Below are 17,360 nucleotides of genomic sequence, written 5' to 3'. Positions count from 1 at the left end.
CCGACCTGCTCCGGCGCGCGCGATGAGGCCCGCCGACCCGATGGTGTTCATCCTCCCGGCCGCGCCACCGGGCAGCGACACCTACGACAAGCGGATGTGCCAGAACCTGCCCGCCGTCGGGCAGCCGGTGCTGGAGCTGCCGATCGCCGGGGACTGGCCGGAGCCGGACGCGACGTCGAGACGCCGCCTGGCGCGGTCGCTGGCCGCGCTGCCGGACCGGACGGTCGTGCTGCTCGACGGCATGATCGCCTCCGGCGTGCCCGAGATCGTCGTCCCGCACGCGCGGCGGCTGCGCCTGGCCGTGCTGGTGCACCAGGCCCTCGCCGACGAACCGGGGCTGACCCCGGCGCACGCCGCGGAGCTGGACGCGTGCGAGCGCGAGACGCTGCGGATGGCCGGGATGGTCGTCGCGACCAGCCCGTGGCTCGCCCGCCTGCTGATCGACCGCCACGACCTGGACCCGGCCCGCGTCTACGTCGCCAAGCCCGGCACCGACGCGGCCCCGCTCGCGGCGGGCGCGGACGGCGTGTCCCGGCTCCTCTGCGTGGGGGACGTGACCCGCCGCAACGGCCACGACGTGCTGGTCCAGGCCCTCGGCGAGGTCGACCACCTGGCCCTGTCGTGCGTCTTCGCCGGCTCGCTGGAGGCGGACCCGGCGTACGTCGGCGAGCTCGGCTGGTCGATCGAGCGGCTCGGCCTCGGCGGCCGCATCACGCTCGCGGGCGACGCGGTCGACCTCGGCGCGGCGTACAACGCGGCGGACCTGCTGGTCATCCCGGCCCGCGCGGCGACGTCCGGCATGTTCGTCGCCCAGGCGCTGGCCAGGGGCATCCCGGTGCTGGCCACCGAGGTGGGCGGGGTGTACGACGCACTGGGCGTCGACGCGGACGGCGAGATGCCGGGCCTGCTGGTGGAGCCGGACGACCCATTCGCGCTGGCCGACGCACTGCACCGCTGGTACGCGGACCCGGAGCTGCGAAGGTCCCTCCGCACGGCGGCCCTGGGCCGCGGAAGCGCATTGGAGGAGTGGGACGTGGCGGCCCGCCGGCTGACCCACGTCCTTTCGCGGCTGGCGTCCGAACCGCGGATCGTCGCCTGATGGCCTTGCCGGGGTGCTGAGATTTCACGACCCTGGCCCGATGCCGCCTCAACGCCCGGCGCCCGGCCGCCACCTCGATTCCGAACGCGGGTACCTGGAAGTCGCCGGTCGCGAAGCCGATCGGCCGTTGCGCGAGCAGTTCCTCGGCTTCCGCGACCTGGAGACGGCCGACATGGACTGGGCCGACATCCGCAAACGGCGCTTCCGGCGGCGCGCGTCGATCGTGCGGGTGAGTGCCTCCTGCTCACCGCGGTGTCGACGGTGGTGCGACAAGATGGACTACTACATCGTCGCGACACCCGCGGCCGAGCTGAGCCGTGAGCGGCTCCAGGAGTTCTTCGACCGACACCAGGGGACGTGGGCCGACGCCAGCCGTCAGTGGGTCGAGTTCCGCAAGCTCGGCCGCCCACCGCGGCCGGAGATCCGCACCTCGACCGATTCCTTTCACCGCCCGCGCCGGTCGGCAAAGGTATGAGCGTGGACTTCGAGCCGTACCGCCGCGAGCTGCTGGCGCACTGCTACCGCATGCTCGGCAACCCCGACGAGGCCGAGGACGTGGTCCAGGAGACCTACCTGCGGGCGTTCCGGGCGTACGACCGCTTCGAGGGACGCGCGTCGCTGCGGACGTGGCTCTACCGGATCGCGACGAACGCCTGCCTCACGGCTTTGGAGGAGCGGGGCCGGCTCCCGCTCCCTTCGGGCCTGGGCCCGCCGTCGACGGACCCGGACGCCCCACCGGTCCTGGCCGACGCCGATGCCTGGCCCCGCCCCATCCCGGACGCGCTGATCACCCCGGAGTCGGCGGACCCGGCCGCGATCGCGCTGGCCCGCGACGGCGTCCGGCTCGCCTTGATCGCCGGGCTCCAGCTGCTCCCGCCCCGGCAGCGCGCGGTCCTGATCCTGCGCGAGGTCCTGGCGTTCCCGGCGACGGAGGTGGCGGAGATGCTGGGCACTTCGGTGGCGGCGGTGAAGAGCACGCTCCAGCGAGCCCGGGCGACCCTCCGCGAGGCCCCGGTGGTCGAGGAGCTCGCCGAGCCGGAGCAGCGTGAGCTGCTGGAGCGGTACATGACGGCGTTCATGAACTCCGACCTGACGGCGTTGGAGGGGATCCTCCGCGAGGACGCGGTGATCGAGCCGCTGCCGTCCCGGACGTGGTTCGCCGGAAAGCGCACTTGCGTCGCATTCCTGCGACACGTAATGGGCGAGCCGGGCGAGTGGCGGATGACCCCGGCCCGGGCGAACGGCCGGCCCGCCGCGGCGGTCTGGTACCGCGGCGAGCCGTTCGGGGTGGCGGTGCTGACCACCGGCCGCGGCGGCATCGCGCGGATCACCGTCTTCGGCTTCCCTGACCTGGCGGAGCGGTTCGCCGGTGCCCCGGCGAACCGGACTCCTCACGCCAGGGTGAGCGCGTAGATCTCCACCCGCGGGTCGTTCGGCAGGCTCACCGACTGCACGGTCTTCCCGCCGTCCAGCCCGGCCGAAATCCCGAACAACCGCACCGGCGGCCCGTCCACCCCGCTCCCCGCCTTGATCCGGTGCGGCATTTCGAGCACCACCGGGCTCCCGGACCCCGCCCAGTCACCGAAGGTCACGGCCAGGTCGGCGCTCGTGCCATCGGTGTAGTGCGCCGTCAGCGTCGTCGACACCGGGCCGTTGTGCGACGCCCCGACCAGCTTCAACGCCGCGTGCTGACCGGCCGGGAGCAGCAGCGACTGCCCGCGGGCCTCCACGAAGTTCGCAGCCGTCCCCGAAGCGTCCGGAGCCGCGTACGTGACGCCGTCCCAGACCACCGGACCCGCCGGCGGGAGCAGCGAAGCGTCGTAGCTCCAGCCGCCGCCGTCGAAGTTGCCTTCCGTGGACGCCGAGACCGTCGCCGTGCCGTCGTGGTTGCGGTCACGGGCCAGGTCGACCGCGCACTGCGCACCCGGCGACACGCACGCCGAAGGCGTCCGGACCTCGATCGTCGCCGAGCGCGTCACCGTGTTCGCGCCCAACCCGGCCACCTTCACCTGCACCGGGTAGGTCCCGACGGCGGTGCCCGCCGGCCCGGTCACCGTGATCGGCACCGTCCGCTGCACCGGCAGCCGTCCGGACCAGATCAGATCCACCGGCTGGAACCGGGCCTTCCACGGCGAGGTGACCGAAACCGTCACCGGCTGCAACGCCGGGTTCTGGGCCAGCACGTCCAGGTCGAGGTGCACCTGCTGCGCGGTGCCGGACGGGATCACCACGGACGTCTGCCGCAGTGAAGCGTCGACGTGCCGCCGCTGGTCGCCCGGCGCGTTGTTCACCGAAGGCGGTGCCGCGGACGGCGACGTCCCCCACGAAGACGGCCGGGACCCGAGCTGGTGCGAAAGCGTCCCGCCGTGGGCCAGCGAAGACCAGTTCAGCGACGTCTGCCGCACGTCCCGGCCGTTGAGCGACACGCTCTGGATGTACCGGTTCGCGTCGCTCGCGCCCGGCGCCGACACCGTGAGCGTCCCGCCCTGCGCGGAGCCGTACTGTCCGATCCGGACGGTCGCCGACTCGAACTGCGGGCTCGACAGCGCGAGGAAGTTCGCGCCGCTCATCGTCGGGTACAGCCCGAGCGACGAGAAGACGTACCAGGCCGACATCGTGCCGAGGTCGTCGTTGCCGGTCATGCCGTCGGGGCCGGTGGTGAACAGCGTCATCGCCGCGCGGACGACGGTCGCCGTCTTCGCCGGCGCGCCGACCCAGTTGTACGTGTACGGCGCCAGCAGGTCGGGCTCGTTGTTCGGGTTGTAGGTGGCCTTGCCGTAGTAGTCGTACGGGCTGGCGATCCAGTCCTTCCGCGCGGTGCCGGCGGGATCGGTCAGCAGCTTGTCGTACGCGAAGAAGGAATCAAGCCGCTTCTCGGTCGTCTTCCTGCCGCCCATCAGCGAGACGAGCCCGGCCGGGTCCTGCGGCACGAGCCACTGGTACTGGTAGGCGCCGCCTTCGTGGAACTGGTGGTCGGCGTCGACCGGGTTGTACGGCGTGAGGAACGTGCCCTCGGCGGTGCGCGGGCGGAACTGCTGGATCGAGGAGTCCCACAAATTGCGGTACCACTGGCCACGGTCGGCGAACATCTTCGCGTCGGCGCCGTGGCCCAGCCCGCGGGCCATCAACGCCAGTGCCGCGTCGGCCGCCGAGTACTCCATGGTCGCCGACGCCGGGTGCTCGCAGTCGTTGTCGCCGCCCTTGGCCGCGCAGTCCTTGCCGAGTTCCAGCCCGCTCGGGATGTACCCGCGTTCGTTGTAGTAGTTGACGCCGGAGCGGCCGTTGTACGGCGAATCGGCGGGCGGCGTGCTCGTCGCGTTCTTCTTGAGCAGCGCGTACGCCTCTTCTTCGTGCCCGGCGAGCAGTCCCTTCGACCACGCCTCGACGAGGAACGGCGTCACCGGGTCGCCGGTCATGATGTTCGTTTCGCTCTCGGCCAGCGCCCACCGCGGCAGCCACCCGCCGTCGCGCCCGATGGCGACGACCGACAGCGCCACATCCCGCGCGACCTGCGGTTCCAGCATCTCCAGCAGCTGGTTCTGCGGCCGGTAGGTGTCCCACAGCGAGAAGTTCTGGTACGGCGTGTAGCCGCTCGCCGGGTGCACCTTGCCGTCGAAGCCGGTGTACGCGCCGTCGGTGTCGCCGGCCAGGTTCGGGTGCAGCTGGGCGTGGTAGAGCGCGGTGTAGAACGCCGTCTGCCGGTCGGTCGTGCCGCCGGCGATCTTGATCGCGCCGAGCCGGTCGGCCCACTGCTGGTGCAGCGCCGCGCGGGTGGCGTCGAAGTCGTAGTTCGAAGTCTCCGCCGCCAGGTTCTTCCGGGCGCCGTCGAGACCGGTGTAGGACAGGCCGACCTTGAGCACGACGTCGTGGTCGGTGGTCGCGTCGAAGCTCGCCCAGGCGCCGTTGCCGCCGGTGCCCGCGGCGTCGCGGCTGCCCGGCGTGCGCGCCGAGTCGCGCCAGGTGCCGAAGGAGCTGAACGGCCGGTCGAAGGTGGCGGTGAAGTAGACGGTGTGTTCGTCGTGGCCGGCGCAGAACCCGCCGGCTTTCACCCGCCCTTCGAGCGTACGGTCGCCGACGACGTGGATCTCGGAGTCCTTGACGGACTGGTTGGCCTGGCCGGTGTTGAACAGGACGTTCGCCGCGCCGGTCGAGGGGAACGTGTAGCGCTGCCACCCGGTGCGCGCGGTTGCCGTCAGTTCGGCGTTGATCCCGTACTTCTTGAGGCCGACGCGGTAGTAGCCCGGCTCGGCGTGCTCGTCGTCGTGGCTGTACTCGGAGCGGTAGGCGTTCTTGTCAACGTTGTCCACGGCGCCGGTGGTCGGCATGATCGGCAGCTCGCCCATCACCCCGCAGCCGACGCCGGACAGGTGGGTCTGGCTGAAGCCGTAGATCGCGTTCTGCAGGTAGTCGTAGCCGCCCTGCCCGCCGGTGTCCGGGCTGACCTGCACCATCCCGAAGGGCGCACTGGCCCCGGGGAAGGTGTTGCCGAAGTTCTGCGTGCCGACGAACGGGTTGACGAGGCTCACCGGATCGACCGGCGCGGCGGCGTGTGCGGTGGCCTGGGTCGTGGCGGCGACCACGAGCCCGACGGCCGCGGCGGCGACCAGCCGTCTGCTTTGCGACCCCATGGGGCGCACCTCCCAGTGTTGACAACGTTGTCAGGCGTGGCCTGTCCAGCAGCCTTTCACATCGCCGGGCCGTTTGGAAGGCGGCAACCAGGTCAAGCCGTTGTCATCGCCTGCCGCAGCAGCCGCGCGGCCGCTTCGACGCCGGAGTCGGCGAGGTTGCCGTAGCCGAGGACGAGCGCGGGCTCGCCCGGCGCGGTCCGGTAGCCGTCGAGATCGGCCACTTTGACGCCGGCCGCCTTCGCCTTCCGGGCCACCGCCGCGGCGTCCTGGTCGAGGTGGAGCAGGAGGTGCAGCCCGGCGGCGGCCCCGGAGAGCCGCGCGGGCCCGAGCGCGGCGACGAGCCGGTCGCGCCGGGCGCGGTACCGCAGCCGGGCGCCGCGCAGGTACCGGTCGTAGCCGCCGCTTTCGACGAAGCCGGCGAGCGCGAGCTGGTCGACCACGGGTGGCGGGTGCGCTCGCACTGTCCACTGTGGAGGTAGCACGGCCCAGCCGAGCCCGAGCGCGGGGCTGAGCGTCTTGCTCACCGACCCGAAGAGCGCGACCCGCGCCGGGTCGGTGCCCTGGACGGTGCCGACGGGCCGCCGGTCGTACCGGAACTCGGCGTCGTAGTCGTCTTCGAGGATCAGGCCGTCGACGTCCCGCGCCCAGCCGAGGAGTTCGGCCCGACGGCGCGGCGAGAGGACCGAGCCGGTGGGGAACTGGTGCGCGGGCGTGACGAGCACGGCGCGGACGCCCGCCGGAATCCGCCCGACGTCGATGCCTTCGTCGTCGACCGGCACCGGGTCGACGGTCATCCCGGCGCCTTCGGCCGCCCGCCGCAACCGCGTCCACCCGGGATCTTCGACGGCCAGCCGCGTGCTGCCGCGCTCGACCAGGGCGCGGCACACGCCGGTCACGCCGTCGGTGACGCCGCCGCAGACCAGCACGGTGCCGGGCGCGGCGCCGCGGACGCGCCGGAGGTACTCACCCAGGACCCGCCGCAGCCGGGGGTGGCCGCCCGGTTCGGGCAACCCGAAGTCGGTGTGCGGCGTGGTCGCGAGGACCTCGCGCACCGCTTCCGCCCACGGCCGCCGGGGAAAGTTCCGCAGGTCGGGCAGGCCCGGAGCGAGGTCGTACCGGGCCGGCGCCGCGTGCGCCGGTTCCTTCGCCGCCACCGCGCCACCCACCGGCCGGACCCGAGTGGCCGACCCGGTGCGCCCGGCCAGGTACCCCTCGGCGACGAGCTGGGCGTAGGCCTGCGTGACCACCCACCGCGAGCACCCGAGGTCGGCGGCGAGCCGGCGGCTCGGCGGGACGGCGCCGGTCAGGACGCCGTCCCGGATCGCCTGGCGCAGGGCCCTGGCCAGCTGTTCGTGCTTGGGGCCCGGTCCGCTCAGCTCCAGCAGCACGCCCCAATCGGTCTGTGATTCCGGCACGGGATTGGACTGTAGTACCGGACCGATTCCGGCTTAGCGTGGTCGGCATGGAGAAGGTGGAACTGGGCCGGACCGGCCAGTACGTGAGCCAGGTGTCGCTGGGCTGCATGACGATGGGCACCTCGACGGACGAGCCGACGTCGGCCCGCATCCTGGACGCGTACCTCGACGCCGGCGGCGATTTCCTGGACACGGCGAACTGCTACGCCTGGTGGGCCGGCGAGGAGTACTCCGGCGGCGAGAGCGAATCGCTGCTCGGCAAGCTGCTGCGCGGCCGGCGCGACCGGGTGTTCCTGGCGACGAAGGTGGCGGCGGGCATCACGGACCTCCCCGCGGCTCGTGCGGCCATCCGTCCGGACGGCACATCGGACTGGGCAGCGAGGGAGCGCACGTACGAAGGGGCGAGTGCCGCGGTGATCGAGCGCGAGGCGGAGGCCAGCCTGCGGCGCCTGGGCACCGACCACATCGACCTCTACTACGTCCACGTGGACGACCGGGCCACGCCGCTCGAGGAGACACTGTCCGCATTGGACTCCTTGGTCCGGGCCGGCAAGGTGCGGTACATCGGCTGGAGCAACGTCCGGACGTGGCGGCTCGAGCGCATCCGCGCGCTGGCTCTGGCGAACCGCTGGGCATCGCCGGTGGCGGTCCAGGTCCAGCACTCGTACCTGCGCCCGGCCGGCGCCGACGTCCCGTCCATCGCCGGGGGCGAGCTGCTGGACTGGCTTTCCGGTCACCCGGACGTCTCGCTGGCGGCGTATTCCTCTCTGCTGCGCGGAATCTACGACGACGCCGACTACCGCGAGTCCACGCAGATCTGGCGGTCCTACGCGGGGCCGGACTCGGAAGCCCGCCTGGCGGCGGTCGCGAAGGTGGCGTCTTCGCTGGGGGCGTCGGGCAACCAGGTGGCGCTGGCGTGGCTGCTGCACAAGGGCGCCATTCCGCTGATCGGCCCGCGCACCTGGGAACACTACGAATCGATCGCGCCGGCCTTCACCTTGGAGCTGCCCGAGGAAATGCTGTCCGTGCTGGACAACGCGTAGGCGGTGGCGAGCAGCGCGGCGACGCTCGGCTTGTGCTCGTCGCGCCGCCGCCACGTCATGGTGACGTCGGTGGTCGCCCCGGCCAGGGGAACGGCGATCGCGCCTTCGTGCTCGACGAGGGCGGGCACGAGCCCGCACCCCAGGCCGGCGGCGACGCACCGCGCGAGGGCGGCGAGGCTGCCCACCTCCGCCTCGACGACGGGCCCGTCGATCCGGTCCAGCATCTCCCGGAAGCCGCAGCCGTTCGGCGTCGCGAGGAAGCCGACGCCGTCGAGGTCGCCGGGCCGGATTTCCTCCTTGCCCGCCAACGGATGTCCGGGCGGGGCGATGACGACGAGTGGCTCGGCGCCCAGCGACGCACTGGCGAGCGCCGGGTCGGCGGGCGGCTCGCCGAAGGTGAAGCAAACGTCCATTGCGGACCGTTGCACGGCGCCGTAGAGCTCGCCGCGGCTGCCTTCTTCCAGCCTGACCCGCACGCGCGGCCACCGCGTCCGGTACGCGCCGAAGAGGGCCGGGATCCGGTGCGCACACAGCGTTTCCAGGGCACCGATGGTCAGGTCGCCTTCGGGCTCACCGCGCTCCTCGTCGACCGCGGCCCGGGCTTCCTCGACGAGTTCGAGCACCTGGTCCGCGTAGCCGACGAGCCGTTCCCCGGCGCCGGTGAGCCGCAGCCGCCGGCCGCGTTCGAACAGTTTCGAGCCGAGTTCGGCTTCCAGGGCCTGGATCTGCTCGGTGACGCTGGACTGCGCGTAGTGCAGCTCGGCGGCGGCGTGGGTGAAGTTGAGCGTCCGCGCGACGGCGCGGAAGGTGCGCAGGTGGCGCAGTTCCATGGCATCCCCCATCGGTGTTCCCGATACCGGCCATCGTAACTCCCTGCTTCCGCCGAGGTCACCGAGCGTCCAGGCTTTCGGGGTGGCAAGACTCCTCACCGGCCTTTCGCTGGGCTACTTCCTGGTCATGCTGGACACGACAATCGTGACGGTCGCGCTCCCGGCTCTCTCGCCGTCTTTGCCGGCGCAGCAATGGATTTCCAACGGCTACACGCTGACGTTCGCGGCGTTCCTGCTGACGGCGGGAGCGTGGTCCGACCGGTTCGGCGCCCGCCGGGTGTTCTCCGCCGGTCTGGTCTCGTTCGCGGTGCTGTCCGGTTTGTCGGCGCTGTCGTTCTCGACGCCGTCGCTGATCGCCCTTCGCGCCCTGCTCGGCGTGGCGGGCGCCCTGCTGGTCCCTTCATCGCTGTCGCTGATCGCGGCGGCCTACCCGGTGCCCGCCGCGCGGGCGAAGGCGATGGGGGTGTGGGCCGCGGTGAGCGGAACCGGCCTGGTGGCGGGCCCGCTCCTGGGTGGTCTCTTGACGCAGGCGTTCGGCTGGCGGGCGATCTTCCTGGTCAACGTCCCGGTGGCCGCGGTCGCGTTCGCGCTGTCCCGGTCCGCGCCCCCGACGCCGGCGAAGCCCGGCCGGACCGACCTCACGGGCCAGGTTTCGGCAGTAGTCGCTTTGTCGGCTTTGACGTACGCCCTGATCGAGAGTTCGTGGGGTCCGTTGCTGCTCTCCGCCGCCGCGGCCGCGGTGTTCGTCCGGTCCCAGCGCCGCCCCGAGGCGATGCTCCCGGCGCGCCTGTTCCGCAACCGCGCGTTCCCGCTGGGACTGGTGGCGGGCGCGATCGTTAACTTCGGGTTGTCGGGCGTGCTTTTCGTGTTGTCGCTGTATTTCCAGGAAACTCGGGGTTATCCGCCGTCGCTGACCGGTTTGGCCTTTCTCCCGTTGACGATCCCGACGGCGTTCAACCCGATTTTCACCGGCCGTCTGGTGGCGAGGATCGGGCCCCGGATCCCGGCGGTCTCCGGTTTCTCCCTGATGTCGGCGGGCACACTGCTTCAGGCGGGCTCGACCTCGGCGGTCCTCTCGGTCGTCGCCCTCGCGCTGCTGGGCTTCGGGGTCTCGCTGGCGATTCCGTCACTGCTGACCGCTGTGGTCGCCTCGGCTCCGCCCGACCTGACCGGTGTCGCCGGTGGAGCGTTGAACGCCGCCCGCCAGACGGGTGCCGCGCTCGGGGTGGCGATCCTGGGCGCCCTGCTGGCCGGCACGACAACGTCGATCGCGCTCATCGCCGCGGCGGGCCTGCTCCTGGTCGGTGCGCTGGTCGTCCTGTTTCCAATTCGTTTATGAAACAGGAAACCCCTTGCCGGAGATTCCCGGCTGAAGAATCCTCGGTGTAGGGCGCAGAAATTGTCCGAAGCGCTCGGAATCACCATTCCCGAGGAGGGATTCGCCATGTTCAAGAAGCTGGCCAAAATCGGTGGCCCGGCGCTCGCGATCTGCGCGCTCGCCGCACTGCCCGTGATCGGCTCCACCACCGCCTACGCGGACGACGGCGGCGGTGGCGCGCCGGCCGCCCCCGTCGTCACGCCGACGCCGACGCCCACCACCGACGGCAACCCCTGGCACGGTTGAGGCTCGCCGTGAGTGGCTGTGTCGGGGGCAGCCACTCACGGCTTCGTTCACCGGGGACCGCAGGCGCACTCCAGCGCCGAACGCGCTTCGCGCACCTCGCCGGCCTCCGGCAGGTCGAGCGCGGCGAATTCGGCCTCGGCCGCGGCCCAGTGGGCGACCGCGCCTTCGTGGTCGCCCATCGCGTGCAGCGTCTCGGCGACGCCGCGGTGGGCCCGGGCCCGGTAGGCGCGGTTCCCGCTGCCGTCGGCCAGGTCCAGCGCCGATTTGCCGGCGGTGAGCGCGTCGTGGCAGGCGCCCCTGGCCAGCGCCGTCGCACCGCGGTCGAGGTAGAGCTGGGTGCGCAGGTCGGCGTCCGGCACGTTCGCCGCCACGTCCCGGGCCTTGTCGTGGTAGCGGACGGCTTCGGCGAACCGGCCGCGCTGCCGGTGCACGTTTCCGAGGTTGTTCAGCGCGTACGCCTCGACGCAGCGGTCGCCGACTTCGGCGGCGTGCCCGTGCGCGTCCGTGTAGCTGGTCAGCGCTTCGGTGAGCAGGCCGAGCCGTTCCTGCACGGACCCGAGGTTGTTGAGCGCGTGCGCCAGCCCTTGGACGTGGCCGATCTCCCGCAGCATCCGCGCGGCGGATTCGTGCTGGCGCAGGGCGATCCGGAGGTTGCCGTGGAGTTCGTTGAGGTAGCCGAGCATGCTCAGCGCGTGGGCTTCGCCCCGCCGGTCTTCGGTCTGCTCGTACTTGGCCAGCGCGGCCTCGAGGTGCGCCATCGCCTGCTCGTGCCGGCCCAGTTCCATGGTCGGGATCGCGAGCGCGCACAGCGTCGCCGCTTCGCCGCGCGGGTCCCCGAGGCGGCGCCACTTGGGCAGCGCCTTGGCGGCGAGTTCGAGTGCCTCGGCGAGCTGCCCGCGCCGGTCGTGCGCGGTGGCCAGCCGCAGCAGCACGTGCGCTTGGCCGTAGTCGTTGCCCCGGTCGGCGGCGACGATCTTCCAGGCGAGCTCGAGCGTGCCGATCCAGTCCTCGAACTGGTTCGTCGTGTTGAAGTAGCGCCACAGCAGCACGGCGAGGCGCCAGGTGTGCTCGGGCAGCGCGTGCCCGGCGGCGTAGTGGACGGCGGCCACGAGGTTGTCGCGTTCGCCGACGATCCACCGCAGCCCGGCGTCGGCGTCGGCGAACATCGGCGTCACTGCGCAGGAGCGGTCCGTCGTCGACGGCAGCTGCGCACGGTCGAAGGGGTACGCGGCACGGACCGCGGCCGCCAGCGTCACCAGGTAGTAGTCGAGCAGCCGCACCAGCGCGGGTTCGGACGCCGGCTCGCCGGCGGCGAACTCCTTGAGCGGGTCGAGCATCTGGTACCGCTCGGGCGCGGCCTCCTCCAGCAGGCTGACCTCGTGGAGGTCGTCGAGCAGCGACCGCGCCTCGGCGACGTCGCAGCCGGCCAGGGCCGCGCCGCCGGCGACGTCGACGTCCGGGCCGGGCAGCCCGCCCAGCAGCCGGAACATGGCGCGCTGCGGTTCCCCGAGCTGCCGGTAGGAAACCCGGACCGCGGCGACGCCGCCGTCCTCGCCCCACGGCCCGTTTTCTTCGAGCAGGCGCAGCAGGTGCTCCAGCGGCCACCGGTCGTGCCGCCGGAACAGCGCGGCCGCCACGCGGATGGGCATCGGCAGGAAGCCGCACCGCCGGACCACCTCGGCGACACCGGCCGCCCGGCCGCGCAGCCGCGCCGGCCCGGCGAGCGCGTGGAACAGCTCGGCGGCCTCCTCCGGCGGCAACGGCGAGAGCCGGATGTTTTCGCCGGTGTCGGCGTCGCCCATCCGCCGGCTGGTGATGACGGCCAGGCAGCCGTCGGCTTCGGGCAGCAGCGGCCGGATCTGCTCCGGCGACGCGGCGTTGTCCAGCACGACCAGTGTGCGCGTGCCCCAGAGCGTCGCCTGGTAGAGCGTGACCTTCCGGCCGACGGTGGCCGGGATCTGCTCGGCGGGCACCCCGAGCTCGACCAGCAGCTCGCTGAGGGCGTCGCCGACGCTGGTCGAGGGGACACCGGGGGTGAACCCGTTGAGGCGCGCCAGGAGCTGGCCGTCGGGGAACCGGTCGCGCAGCCGGTGGGCGGCCTCGATCGCCAGGCCGGACTTGCCGGCGCCGGGCGCGCCGCTGATCCAGACCGCCCGCCGTCCGGCTGTCGCGGCCGCCTCGATGGTGGCGATTTCCGCGGCCCGCCCGGTGAACCCGCCGGGCCGGGACGGCAGCGAACTGGGCGGATCGCCCTGTTCGGCCCGCGCGGCGAGCTTGCGCAGCACCGGCCCGGGCGCCATCCGCAGGGCGGCGAGGGCGTCGCGGGTGCCGTGGTGGACGCGCAGGGCCGCCACCCGGTCGCCGCCGGCGAGCAACGCGCGCATCAGGAGTTCGGCGTGCTTCTGGCTGGCCGGATCGGCCTGGACGAGCGGCCGCAGCCGGTCGCGCGCCGAGCGGTGGTCACCGGACTCCAGCTCGAGTTCGGCCAGGTCGCCGACGACGTCGGGGTAGCTCTCGTCCGGCGAGATCACTTCGGCGCCGCCGACGCGGTCGATGTCGATGTCTTCGAGGAACTTCCCGCGCCAGAGGCCGACGGCTTCGCGCAGCAGGGTGATCGCCCGGCGGGGGTCGTCGACACGGGCGTCCGCGGCGTCGGCGCGCAGCCGGTCGAACCGCGCGGTGTCGAGCTGGTCCTCGCCGATCCGCAGCAGGTAGCCGGTCGGGGTCGTCTCGATGCTCACGTCGCCGGCTTCCTGCACGACGTCCCGCAGCCGCTTGATGTAGCTGCGCACCAGGGTGGGCTTGGCTTCGCGGTCGGCCCAGACGATTTCGGCGAGGCGGGCGGGCGTCACGGGCTTGTTGGCGTGCAGGAGCAGCACGACGAGGACGAACCGCTGCTGCTGGTCGCCCAGCGGCACCGGCACGCCGTCGTGCCACGCCTCGAGCGGGCCGAGCATCCGAAACTCCACGCGGCCTCCCCGGCGTCAGCTTGCTGTCCTCTTTTGCTGTCGCGCAATCGGCCGTCCGGGTTTCGGAAATCCGCATTTGTTCCACGTTCGATGCACGCGGGGTTGGCAAACTCCGCCGGTCGATCAGGGGTGTGAAGGAGAAACCGATATGGGGTCCGACGTGTTGCCGTGTTACCTGGCCTGCGATGTCTCGCTTTCGATGGCCGACCACATCGACGAGCTGCACACGGGGCTGCGCGAGTTCCGCGGCGCCGTCCACGCGGACACGTCACTGGCCGGCCGCGTGTACTGCAGCGTGGTCGGCTTCGGCGAGAAACCGCAGGTGGTCCAGTCGTTGCTGCCGATGGACGACCTCGCCGAGCTGCCCGAGCCGGGCCCCTGCGCGGGCACGAACTTCGGCCCGCTGTTCACGTTCCTGCGTTCGGCGATCGACCGCGATGTGCTCGCTTTGGAGCGCCACCGCCTGGTGGTCCAGCGCCCCCTGGTGTTCTTCCTGTCGGACGGCCAGCCGACGGACCCGGTGACGTGGCCTGTTGCGTTTGCTTCGCTGACCGACCCGGCGTGGCCCCGCTGTCCCCGCGTGGTGACGTTCGGCCTGGGCGACGCGGATGAGGAGGCGCTCGGCCGAATCGGAACCTTCCGCACGTACCTGGGCCGCGACGGGGTCCGCGTGGGTACGGCGCTGATCGCTTCGGTGATGCACGTTCTGTCCACTTCCCGTCCACCGTCCGACCGCACCCTGTCGGCACCGGGGATCGCAAAGGGGTTGCCATGGAAACGCACTGAAGGAGAAGCCGGTGGAGCGCGCTGAGCTGGTCCGGGAGCTGAAGACGTTGCGCAAGGGCCGAGCCTTGGCCGGCCGCGTCGAGGACCGGGTGGGGCCTGCCCTGCGGTCGGCGTGCGAGGTGTCGGACGCGGACGGGATGGTGACGATCCGCGCCAAGGTGTCGGACCGTCTGTCCGAATTGTCTTCGCAGTTGCCCGAGGACCTCCGCCTGGCGGCGTTGGCGGCCTTCGCGATCACACCGGAGGCCCGCCAGCCGCTGTACCAGGACCGCATGCGCTGGGCCGCTCTCCGCGTCGACCGCGACCCGCGCACGGTCCGCCGCCGCGTGGACGAGGCGATCGAGCTGCTGGCCGAGCTGGCGCTGGCATCCCCTGCTTCGTCCACGCCGGGCAACTGGCACACCTTGTCGTTGACGATGGCGCTGGTGCTCGAGGAGTCGTGCGTGTTCGAGCACCACCGGCTGGTGGCGGACCAGGACGATCTCCGCTCGTTCGACCTGGCGGTTCCCGCGGGCACGGTGCTGTACGGCGGGACGCTTTCGGAGGGAACGGTGGAGCTGCCACGCGCGCTCTCCCGCGGAGAGTCTTGGGAGTTCGCGGCGGTGTTCCCGGCGGAGCCGAAAACGCGCCTGGTCTACCTCCCGCGGCACCGCTGCGAGGTGTTCGACCTGCGCGTGCGGTTCGGAAAGGAGGGCCCTTCGGAGGTGCTGGCGCTGGACGGCGCGTTCGAGAGGGACATCCCGGACCCGCACTACCGCGGCCGGGTGCTGCAGGCGGATGCGGCGGGGGAGGTGCACCTGCAGTTCCGCCACCTGACGCCTGGGCTGGTGTACGGAGCCCGCTGGGCGCCGTGACGCCCGGATGCGGATGATCCGGCGCCCTTCACTACCTTGCCGGTAGACGACAGAAGGGGACCGGGTGCGTACCTACTACGACCAGGACGACCGCCAAGGTTTCGAAGCGGGGCAGGACCTGGTGGTCCGGCGCTTCACGAAGTGGGCTACCGCTCAGGGCTGCGAAGTCGACCCGTACGCCGTGGTTTCGGCACTCGAGTTCCGGCACACGTCCGTTGACGGGCGGCTGACGTGGTGGACCACCGCGCAGGTCCGCGAGTTTCTGTTGTCTTACGTGCCGCGCACGCTGTCGGCTACCGCCGACGAGGCTGTCCTCGTGCCCGAAACGCTGCGGATGTTCCTCCGGTACCTGCACGAGACCGGATTGGCCGACCCCACGGGCGAGCCGCTGGCGGATCTCGAGAGCGCGGTCACGAAGGCGTCGGCCGAGTTTCCGGCCGTGATGGCCGACGAAGGCAATTTCGGCGTTGCCAAGTACTGGGTGATGACTGCGGCCCGCAAGGGAATCGACCGCTCGGACCATGACGCATTGAACGCGTTCTTCGCCGAGGTGCGCGAGGGGCGGCACAGTTACGACGCCGAACTCCTGGACCGGCTCGTCGCCAGGCAGTTCACCGAGCAGACCGAACGGGCTTTTCCCCAGCCGGCGGTGTCGCTGCCGGTCGATTCGGAACTCGCGGATGCCGCCGAAGCTTCACCGATCGTGACCCAGCTGCGGAAGTTCGTTGACTGGGTGGGTGACGGCCGTGCGTTGACCAGCACCGGGAACCTGAAACTGGCCGATGCCCGCGATCTGGTGTCGCTGCTCGGCACCGGCGATGTGCTCGAATGGGACGGCGGCGACAAGACGTACCCCGTCCGCAGCAGCGCCGACCTGCCGCACCTCGCCATCGTTTTCGAACTCGCCAAGCGCACCCGGGTCGTCCGGGTAGTCAAGGGCAAGCTCGTGCGCGTGGCGAAGGCGGCGCCGCTGGTGAAGAACGCTCTCGAGTTGTGGGCGGCGGCGTTCGACGCGCTTCCTTCGCGGGGCTTGCTGGTCAAGCAGAGTGGTTGGGCTCCGGGGTACGCGCAGCTTCTCGACGAGAACCTCGACATCGTGCTCCCGGACGTGCTCAACTCGATCTATGGCATGCCGGAGCCGATCCCGGTGGTCCGGCTCGCCGAAAGCGTGTGGCTGGCCTGCATCGAACACGCCTACTTCGATCTGGAACCGTCGACAGAGCCGCTGTGGCGGGACGGCCTCGCACTGGAGTTTCGCCGGCTGCTCGACAAGCTGGCCGAGATCGGCGCGGTCGAGCTGACGGTGGGGCGGCCCGACCCGATGTACAGCATGGACTTGGTACCGGAGAACCCGGAGCTCCCGCCGGAAGTCCAGGACCGGATCCGGCACGCGCTCGACGTCCCATCGGTCGACCTGGTTGCCCTCACGCCCTTGGCCACCCGGGCGGTCCGGGAGCGACTGCTGCGGGAGGGCCGGGTCGCGCCTCTGGTGGGTGATCTCGCCGACGCCGCCCCAGCCCCCATGCTGAGCACGCTCGTGGGCCACTACACCGCGGAGACGGCGGCGGCGGAGATTTCCGGCTGGCTGGCCACACGTGGTGGCCGGGAGGCCGGCCTGCCTGTGTTGCTGGACGCCATCCGCGAAAGCCCGTTCCGCACGCTGACGTCGGACATGCTCGAGGTCCTCGTCAGTTCTGTTCCGGACGGCGATGCGCTGTTGCACGACCTGCGCACCGACCCGGCCCTCGGCCCGATCGCAACGCGCGTGCTGATCGACAGCGGCGAACTGGACTTCGGCGAAGTCGACGACCGAGAACGCCTGCTCGGCATGACCGAGCAGTTCCTCGTCCTGCTGGAGGCGGCCGGACCGGAAGGAGCGTCAGAGGCACTGAGCGCACTGCCCGACGGCGAACTCGCGGGTCTGCGGGAAGCGATCCTCGGTTCGGGACATCCGGACCAGGTGGGGCTTGCGGAGTTGGGCGAGATATTCGAGCAGTTCAGGCCCAGCCGCAACGTGCATCCGCTGGGCGGTCTGCGCCGGTCCCGGAGCAGCAAGGGGAAGAAGCGCCGCCGTTGAGCCCTGAATCGATCGCGCCGATCAGACGCATGTCC

The 17,360-nt window shown here is 71.7% G+C and carries 13 protein-coding genes; 9 read left to right on the top strand and 4 right to left on the bottom strand.

Translation table 11 applies throughout. The annotated features are described in order from the left end of the window. Window positions 1-40: 40 nt before the first annotated feature. Genes QRY02_RS32290 through QRY02_RS32280 form a run of 3 tightly spaced genes read left to right on the top strand, consistent with a single transcriptional unit; the run spans window position 41 to window position 2,512 of the window. Window positions 41-1,099, top strand: a complete 1,059-nt coding sequence (locus QRY02_RS32290; protein ID WP_285993970.1) for a glycosyltransferase family 4 protein — start codon at window positions 41-43, stop codon at window positions 1,097-1,099. Between the two features lie 40 nt (window positions 1,100-1,139). Continuing rightward, window positions 1,140-1,574: a hypothetical protein gene (locus QRY02_RS32285; RefSeq protein ID WP_285986594.1), complete on the top strand. Its 435-nt coding sequence runs from the start codon at window positions 1,140-1,142 to the stop codon at window positions 1,572-1,574. Next, window positions 1,571-2,512, top strand: coding sequence for an RNA polymerase subunit sigma-70 (locus QRY02_RS32280; protein WP_502874150.1), 942 nt, complete (start codon window positions 1,571-1,573; stop codon window positions 2,510-2,512). Before QRY02_RS32285 ends, QRY02_RS32280 begins: the two co-directional genes overlap by 4 nt. On the opposite strand, the gene QRY02_RS32275 is transcribed toward QRY02_RS32280, so the two are convergent. After that, window positions 2,491-5,727: a GH92 family glycosyl hydrolase gene (locus QRY02_RS32275; protein ID WP_285986592.1), complete on the bottom strand. Its 3,237-nt coding sequence runs from the start codon at window positions 5,725-5,727 to the stop codon at window positions 2,491-2,493. The genes QRY02_RS32280 and QRY02_RS32275 overlap by 22 nt on opposite strands. A gap of 92 nt (window positions 5,728-5,819) precedes the next feature. Further along, window positions 5,820-7,142, bottom strand: a complete 1,323-nt coding sequence (gene pdxR / locus QRY02_RS32270; protein ID WP_285986591.1) for a MocR-like pyridoxine biosynthesis transcription factor PdxR — start codon at window positions 7,140-7,142, stop codon at window positions 5,820-5,822. A 47-nt stretch (window positions 7,143-7,189) separates the two neighbouring features. On the opposite strand from pdxR, the gene QRY02_RS32265 reads away from it, so the two are divergent. Beyond that, window positions 7,190-8,185, top strand: coding sequence for an aldo/keto reductase (locus tag QRY02_RS32265; RefSeq protein WP_285986590.1), 996 nt, complete (start codon window positions 7,190-7,192; stop codon window positions 8,183-8,185). Here the strand turns inward: QRY02_RS32265 and QRY02_RS32260 are convergent. Further along, the gene (locus QRY02_RS32260; protein ID WP_285986589.1) at window positions 8,113-9,015 is read right to left on the bottom strand and encodes a LysR family transcriptional regulator; all 903 of its coding nucleotides are present in this window, start codon (window positions 9,013-9,015) and stop codon (window positions 8,113-8,115) included. The two genes, QRY02_RS32265 and QRY02_RS32260, sit on opposite strands and share 73 nt — an antisense overlap. Before the next feature lie 82 nt (window positions 9,016-9,097). Between QRY02_RS32260 and QRY02_RS32255 the strand changes: the two genes are divergently transcribed. Both QRY02_RS32255 and QRY02_RS32250 read left to right on the top strand, forming a co-directional pair. Beyond that, window positions 9,098-10,354, top strand: a complete 1,257-nt coding sequence (locus QRY02_RS32255; RefSeq protein WP_285986588.1) for an MFS transporter — start codon at window positions 9,098-9,100, stop codon at window positions 10,352-10,354. 60 nt (window positions 10,355-10,414) lie between these two features. Beyond that, on the top strand, window positions 10,415-10,639 hold the full coding sequence (locus QRY02_RS32250; protein WP_285986587.1) for a hypothetical protein: 225 nt from the start codon (window positions 10,415-10,417) through the stop codon (window positions 10,637-10,639). A 47-nt stretch (window positions 10,640-10,686) separates the two neighbouring features. On the opposite strand, the gene QRY02_RS32245 is transcribed toward QRY02_RS32250, so the two are convergent. Continuing rightward, window positions 10,687-13,608, bottom strand: coding sequence for an AfsR/SARP family transcriptional regulator (locus tag QRY02_RS32245; protein WP_285986586.1), 2,922 nt, complete (start codon window positions 13,606-13,608; stop codon window positions 10,687-10,689). Window positions 13,609-13,756: 148 nt separating this feature from the next. On the opposite strand from QRY02_RS32245, the gene QRY02_RS32240 reads away from it, so the two are divergent. From QRY02_RS32240 to QRY02_RS32230, 3 genes are all read left to right on the top strand, one after another. Continuing rightward, window positions 13,757-14,419 carry a vWA domain-containing protein gene (locus tag QRY02_RS32240; RefSeq protein WP_285986585.1) on the top strand — a complete coding sequence of 221 codons (663 nt, stop codon included), beginning with the start codon at window positions 13,757-13,759 and terminating at the stop codon, window positions 14,417-14,419. Next, on the top strand, window positions 14,406-15,248 hold the full coding sequence (locus tag QRY02_RS32235) for a hypothetical protein (RefSeq protein ID WP_285986584.1): 843 nt from the start codon (window positions 14,406-14,408) through the stop codon (window positions 15,246-15,248). Before QRY02_RS32240 ends, QRY02_RS32235 begins: the two co-directional genes overlap by 14 nt. A 64-nt stretch (window positions 15,249-15,312) precedes the next feature. Beyond that, window positions 15,313-17,325: a hypothetical protein gene (locus QRY02_RS32230; protein WP_285986583.1), complete on the top strand. Its 2,013-nt coding sequence runs from the start codon at window positions 15,313-15,315 to the stop codon at window positions 17,323-17,325. The last annotated feature ends 35 nt before the right edge of the window (window positions 17,326-17,360 follow it).

Source organism: Amycolatopsis sp. DG1A-15b (genome assembly GCF_030285645.1).
GTDB lineage: Bacteria > Actinomycetota > Actinomycetes > Mycobacteriales > Pseudonocardiaceae > Amycolatopsis.
Note: the sequence above shows the minus strand (reverse complement) of the source record. Positions and strands in the feature narration are given on the sequence as shown.